We start from the raw sequence: 6,611 nt of genomic DNA, 5'->3' as shown, positions 1-6,611 counted from the left end.
TCGGGGATGCCCCTCCCTCCCCCCGATTTTGTCTCGGCTGGGGTCCATCAGGGGGGGCCGGTGCGGGAGGGCTTGGTTGCTATGTACCTTCTCTAATGGTTGGGGAGGGGGAATGGAGGTGGGTGTAATACATATATGGTATGTATTATACCCCTGATGGATCCCAGTTGACGACAAGGGCGGGAGGGGGAAGGGACATCCCTGGCCGAGCACATTTGGAATTCCCTGCTGTAGTAGACCCGCGCAGCGGGGCTGCGGAAGCAGACTCTACAAGCGTGCGAGCGCCGGGGATGTCCCTTCCCCCTCCCGTCTTTGCCATTTCCGCTCTGGGGTCCATCAGGAACCGCCTGCCTCGAAATTAATATTTTCAATAAATATGGTGTTGAAATAACTATCCTCGGGGAGACTGTATTCCGAAGCAAGGGCGATGATGGTGTTCATTGCTTCTACGCTATCCCGTTGCAGGAGGTACTTGACGGTTCCGCCCAGGGCGCTGTTTCCGATGAGCTTAATCTTAGGCTGCAGCGGAGGGGGAATGAGGCCGATTCCGGCGCCGCTTGAAAAATTAAGGTTGTACCCGAAGCCGCCGGCGATGTAGACGTTTTTGATATCAGCATAGGTAAGCCCGGTGTGTCTGACCATGGCATCGATGCCGGAACAGATGGCGCTCTTGGCAAGCTGCAATTCCCGGATGTCCTTTTGACAGAAGTTGATATCCTGCCCATCCTTAGTTTGGGCAAGGAAAAGTCCGGATGCGGGAACCGTTTTGTCAAACCGGCCGCTTTCCTGGATAAGTCCGTTTTTAAGGCTTTCCCAAATTACGTCCACCACCCCGGACCCGCAGATACCCACAGGAGGACTGTCCGCAATAGTTTTTATGTCAAACTTCCCGTCCCGGTACTTTACCGACGATATGGCCCCGGGAACGCTTCCGGTTCCCCACTGGATGTTGCCACCCTCAAAGGCGGGTCCCGCTGCGGTGGCGGCGCAGAGTAGTTTGCCATCAAAGGCCAGGACCATCTCTCCGTTGGTGCCTATGTCCATTAAAAGGGACGGCTCAGGGGATGTATACATTTCGGTAAAGTAGATCCCCGCGCTGATATCCGCTCCAACATAGGTGGAAATGCCCGGCAGGATGGTAATATCGCAGGAAAGATCCCCCTCAAAAAGCTCGCCGAAGGTGCAGGTGACAAAGTCCAGGGTGACCGGCGTAAAGGGGAATGTCCCCAGGGTATTGCAGCTCAGGGCCAGGAGCAGGTGGAGCATGGTGGTATTTGCCGCCACCGCCACCTTGCACACATCGGCGGAGGCTATACCGGCATCCCGGCACAGTTCTTTTATTCCCGCAGAAATCTGAGCGCGCACACTCCCGGAGAGGAGGGACAGATCCCCCTTATTCGCCCGCTGTATCCGGCTTATAACATCGGCGCCGAATTCCCGCTGCTTATTCACCATGGAAACCCGGCCTTTAATCGTTCCCTTTTGCAGGTCCACCAGGGCCAGGGCAATGGTGGTGGTTCCTATATCAATGGCAATGCCGTAGATTTCATTGGGCTTATCCCGCACCGCAAGGATGGTCCCCTTGTCGTGGTATAACCACACCTCGTTCACCGGGGCCGGGCTGCCGTTAGCGGGAACCGGGGCGGCGGCCACTGCGGCGGCCATATCGGCGCACCGGGAAATTTCGGTCAGTTCCTTGAGGGAGATGCGCCCCGCCCTGCTCTCCGCAAGCTGGCGGGCAAAGCTTAGGGGACTCCGTTCCAGGATCACCCTTTGGGGAGCAATGGCATTCGAGACGCCGATGCTTCCCAAGTCAAAACTGTTAAGTGCGTGAAAGGATTGTTCACCCGTATCGGGTATGAGGATGCTGATATCCTCCCGGGGAAGGGTATTACAGGCAAGCCGAAAACCGGCCTTGATATCCGCGGGGGAAAAAAACGTAAGGTCCGCCGGCTGGGGTTCCAGGTTCCCGGAGATAACTTTTATCCTGCATTTTCCACAGGTTCCCCGGCCGCCGCAGATTGCAGGAACATAGACCCCCGCAGAACGCAGGGCACTGAGCAGATCACTCCCCTCGGTAAGGGGAATGATCTGATTTTTATCCGCCAATTGCACGGTTATTTGTGGGAAAGATGAACCCATATAAAACTACTCCAGGAGAACACAACCGGTATAGGTTAAGGTATTGGGTCCGTAATAATAGGGCAGATTATTATCCTTGCACACATCGCTGACTACCAAACCAAAGGCTTCCATGGAGGAAACCATCTTTTCGGGGAAACGGCAGGGATTATCCGGCCAAGTACACTTTTCACACCGTTTACAGCCCCCGGCGCCGAGTATGACACAGCCAGGATAGAGTTTCCGCACCTTGTCTGTAAATTCCTCAAGATGCTTCCTGTGCTCCTCGGAGGCCAACTCCATGGATTCATAATCAAGGGCGTCCTCCAAAACACCGGTGGTTTGAAAGAGAACACCCCGCTTAAATTTATGCATGGTCGAATCACATTCGGCAAGGGTACCACAGGCGGGCGGACAGGCCCAGTTTGCATCATAGGCCTTGCACTTATTCACCGCGCAGGCATCGCGTACTTCCTCGCGCACCCGTATGACATCCACATCCAGCAAACCGGCGTGGGTAAATCCGCAATCCAAAGCTAAGTCTTTAATCCCTTCAATCGTTTCCGCCATACACGCCTCTCTAAAGCTTAAAAAGGGGCCACGTGATCCGTGACCCCTTAATTTGGGCTACGTGAAATTAGCTGGCCAGTTTTTTGGCAAGCACCGCAGCGCTGGCGGCATCGGTGGTGTACCCATCGGCGCCGACCTGCTTGGCAAAGTCTTCGGTGATCGGCGCACCGCCCACGATGAGCTTAAAGCCCGACAAACCGCTGGCCTTAATCGCCGCGGCAGTTTCCTTCATGGAGGGCATGGTGGTGGTCAGCAGGCAGGACAGGGCCACAACCTTGGTATCCGGGTTGGTTTTGATGGCGCTTACAAAGGTGTCGGTAGCCACATCAACCCCCAGATCGATCACCTCAAACCCGGCGCTTTCGATCATCAGGGCCACCAGGTTCTTGCCGATGTCGTGCAGATCCCCGTGTACGGTACCGATGATGCATTTCCCCAGACGGGTGGTGTCCCCCGCTGCCAGCTTCGGTTTTAATACCTCTACGCCCTTCTTCATAGTCCGGGCAGCAACCAGCATTTCGGGAACGAAGATTTCCGATTTCTGGAATTTCTCCCCAACGTTACCCATGGCTTTAATCATCCCCTCGTTGAGGATTTTTACCGGTTCAATCCCTTCTCCCAGAGCTTCCGTTACCAGCCCTTCAATAAGCTTTGACTTTCCTGTTTCCACAGCCTGAGCTATTTCATCAATTTTAGACATACCGTAACTCCTATTTACAAAGGTATATATACTCGCATCTGCGAATATCACTGTTTAAAAGAGAAATTAGCCCGTAGACCAATTTCTCCAAGAGCTTTTTCAGGGGAAAGCTCACTTACCCTCTCCAAAGAGACCATCCCGGAAGGCGCCGATATACTCCATGCACAGTTCGTCCTGGCCGAGCAGGGCTTCCGCCGCATAGATCAGACCCATCATATCCTTGTTCAGGGGGTCGATGATCGCGCTGTCCATGCCGGCGTTCATTGCCAGGATGATAAAAGCCCGGTTGATGAACTTCCGCATGGGCAGATTAAACGAAATATTACTTGCCCCGCCGGTCAGGTGAATCGTGGGGTACTGGGCCTTAACCTTTTGCATCGTTTCGGTAACCTTGGCGATGCCGTCCTCGGAGGTACAGATCATTTCTATGAGCGGATCGATGTGCAGCCGGTTGGGAGACAATTTGTACTGCTCCGCCTTTTTCATCAGATTGCCGAAAACCCGCAGCCGGTCCGCCGCCGACTTGGGTATCCCCGTATCGTCGCTTAACAGGCACACACATTCCCATTTACTTTCTGCAATGAGCGGGAATATGGTATCCACCTTATCCCCTTCCATGGACACCGAATTGATCAAGCCCGGCCTTTTACACAGGGGAATCGCCTGGGCGATGATCTTTGCACTGGGGCTGTCAATGGAGATTGGGACATCGGTTACGGACTGTACCAGATCGAAAAGCCACTTAAGGGTATCAAGCTCCTCGGTTTCCGGTACCGAAGCGCATACGTCGATGAAGCTTGCCCCGGCATCCGCCTGCTTTTTCGCCAAATCGCGGATATGGGCTTCGTTCTTTTCCGCAATTGCCTTTGCCATTGATGGAATTGAACCATTGATTTTTTCACCTATTAAAATCATTAAATTCTCCATTTACATTTGATTTATTGTAATTATCATATGGTTTTTATATACAGGCAATTCACAACATTGCAGGAATTTTAATAAGCCCTTTCCTACATTTTGTAGGAATCGCCCTGATCCAGAAGTTTAAACGAAAGAAGAAGGTACCATTGGTTATTGCTGTCCTCAATATTAAGGGAGCTTATACTGCGGATCCTCTCAAGGCGGTATATAAGGGTGCTGCGGTGGATAGCCAATTCTATTGCGGTCTGGGTATGGCTCAGATGGTTTTGCAGATATTTGGAAAGGGTCAGGTATAATTCAGTTTTATGCTTACGATCATATTCCTTCAGGGCAATTAATTCCGGCGCGCAGATCAGGGAAGCCGGTAAGTCCCGGGTACAGGATTCAAGGATCTGGAGTTTAGCAAAACTATTGAAGTAGTAAAGGTGTGCCATCGGTTTATCACGGCTGCCCAGGTTTAAGGCAATTCCTGCCTGGGTATAATAGGGTTTGATGTTTTCAAAGCCCGATCCGGAGAATTGAGCGCTGACCCCGGCCTTAAGGTTGTTTTCAATAAGGAACGTTCCCATCAATATCGAAAATCGGTCGGTTTTTTCGCCGGAAAATCCGTCAAAACTGTCCACCGAGGCGCCGGGATTGTTTTCTCCCGGTTCATTCAGGTTAATAAATACCGCCACTGCGGAATCATACTCAAAAACACAGGAACCGGGGACAATTTTTTTAATACCCTCGCAAATTGCGGGCAGCGAAACTTTTTTTACACTGCCATCGTCAAGAGAAACCTTCATGCATATATACTGATGATTATGAAGCCAATTGAATTTATCAAGTTGTTCCCTGACAGAAACCGGATTGGAAAATTCTTCCACAAGAATATTCCTGATAATGCCGGGTAACCGTACCCGCTCAGCCGCATTGTCCTGCAGGCCGCTCAGAACCGCCTGAACCCGGTCCGCCAGGTGCTCCAGGAGGGCGCTGTCGGTGGGGAAGAATTTCCGGGAATGTTCCAGCACCAGCAGCCGGTACTGCAGCCGGTTCTGCTGAAACAGGTTCACATAGAGGCTGCGGACACCATTCCTGCTGGTGGGGAACAGGACTGCCCGCTGCATGGAATAGACATCGTACTCTGAAAGACCAATATGACCGGTCTTCCCTTCCTCGGGCGCAAAAGACATTGAAGGAAAAGCCTCTGCGTACTGCTTAGAAAAACTAATAACCTTAAAATAATTATCATGCAGGATAAGGGGGTTGTTAAACACAGGATCACTGCAATCAAGCATTGCCTGAACGCCTCCGTTCCCGATGAGGATATCCTGAAGCTCCGCATCCCATTTGTCAAAACGGGAATAGATATTCTGTACCGCATCATAGACATCAAAAAGGGAAATTGCACGAAAGGCGAGTATGGCGTCAAAAAAATCAATATATCTGTCCACTGCCCCGATACCGGTATCGGTCTGTATATATAAAAGGAGGGAACGGGTTTTCTTTTCCGGTAATTCTGATGTCATGGCGGCGTCGGTGATATAGATCTGATTATCCTTTACGCCGGCGCCATCCCGCAGGAAGAGGGGGCGCTCCAGGCTTAATTCACTGTCTAAAACGCCGAAAACCGCGAAATTGAATAGTTTTTTCAATTCCCTGGAAAGAATATCGGCGCTTATCTTCACATTAGGTCTCCTCTGGGGGTTTATGTATTTATATTATGGTATAAAAATGAGGTGAAGTATTCAACAGCGTGCCCCCTGATGGACCCCAGAACGGGAACGGCAAAGACGGGGGGAGGAGGGGTGTGCCCGGCGCTCGCACGCAGGTAGAGTCTGCCTATGGAGCCCCTTCGGGTCTCCTCCGGCAGGGAATTCCTCGGACCGTAGGTCCGCAATGTGCTCGGTCGGGTACACCCCTCCTCCCCCCGATTTTGTCTCAGCTGGGGTCCATCAGGGGACTGGTGTGCGAAATTTGGGGTGGGTGTAATACATATCGTATTACATGCTGATAAGGTTTGTTCTGGTTTGCGGACTGCTATTTGTCACCTGCTTCGGTTGCTCCCTTTTCCATGGAACGTGCCCGCCCCCGGCGGTTCCCCCCAAAAAAGGCGCCCGCCGCCGTATTCGCGCAGCGCTAATAAATGCGCCCCACCGGCTGGTCGCCGTGGACGCCGACTAGTTTCCGTTCCGTGGGGTCCACCATGAGGTCCATGTTTTCCAGGGGGATTGAGCCTAGGAGCACCTCCGCCGCGCCGGGGAGCACCCAGGGCTGGCAAGTCATGAAGCGGTCCTTCCATTGCACCCATACGGTC

The 6,611-nt window shown here is 52.4% G+C and carries 5 protein-coding genes; all 5 read right to left on the bottom strand.

Annotation, left to right across the window (positions count from 1 at the left end):
• Window positions 1–336: 336 nt before the first annotated feature.
• The 5 genes from TPRIMZ1_RS0114640 to TPRIMZ1_RS0114620 all read right to left on the bottom strand — a co-directional run bounded on the left by TPRIMZ1_RS0114640 (window position 337) and on the right by TPRIMZ1_RS0114620 (window position 5,982).
• Window positions 337–2,142, bottom strand: a complete 1,806-nt coding sequence (locus tag TPRIMZ1_RS0114640) for an ASKHA domain-containing protein (protein ID WP_010261770.1) — start codon at window positions 2,140–2,142, stop codon at window positions 337–339.
• Between the two features lie 6 nt (window positions 2,143–2,148).
• A complete protein-coding gene (locus TPRIMZ1_RS0114635; protein WP_010261768.1) occupies window positions 2,149–2,691 on the bottom strand; it encodes a DUF2284 domain-containing protein in 543 nt (180 codons plus the stop codon).
• 67 nt (window positions 2,692–2,758) lie between these two features.
• On the bottom strand, window positions 2,759–3,391 hold the full coding sequence (locus TPRIMZ1_RS0114630) for a cobalamin B12-binding domain-containing protein (protein WP_010261765.1): 633 nt from the start codon (window positions 3,389–3,391) through the stop codon (window positions 2,759–2,761).
• A gap of 111 nt (window positions 3,392–3,502) precedes the next feature.
• Window positions 3,503–4,306, bottom strand: a complete 804-nt coding sequence (locus TPRIMZ1_RS0114625; RefSeq protein WP_010261762.1) for a methyltetrahydrofolate cobalamin methyltransferase — start codon at window positions 4,304–4,306, stop codon at window positions 3,503–3,505.
• A gap of 95 nt (window positions 4,307–4,401) precedes the next feature.
• Window positions 4,402–5,982 carry a PucR family transcriptional regulator gene (locus TPRIMZ1_RS0114620; RefSeq protein ID WP_010261760.1) on the bottom strand — a complete coding sequence of 527 codons (1,581 nt, stop codon included), beginning with the start codon at window positions 5,980–5,982 and terminating at the stop codon, window positions 4,402–4,404.
• Window positions 5,983–6,611 lie beyond the last annotated feature (629 nt).

It is taken from the genome of Treponema primitia ZAS-1, assembly GCF_000297095.1.
Taxonomy (GTDB): Bacteria; Spirochaetota; Spirochaetia; order Treponematales; family Breznakiellaceae; genus Termitinema; species Termitinema primitia_A.
This window is presented reverse-complemented; position numbering and strand designations above follow the sequence as displayed.

Coding starts and splice junctions, on each gene's coding strand:
- TPRIMZ1_RS0114640 (WP_010261770.1), bottom strand. CDS start 2,142: ATGGGTTCATCTTTCCCACAAATAACCGTGCAATTGGCGGATAAAAAT.
- TPRIMZ1_RS0114635 (WP_010261768.1), bottom strand. CDS start 2,691: ATGGCGGAAACGATTGAAGGGATTAAAGACTTAGCTTTGGATTGCGGA.
- TPRIMZ1_RS0114630 (WP_010261765.1), bottom strand. CDS start 3,391: ATGTCTAAAATTGATGAAATAGCTCAGGCTGTGGAAACAGGAAAGTCA.
- TPRIMZ1_RS0114625 (WP_010261762.1), bottom strand. CDS start 4,306: ATGATTTTAATAGGTGAAAAAATCAATGGTTCAATTCCATCAATGGCA.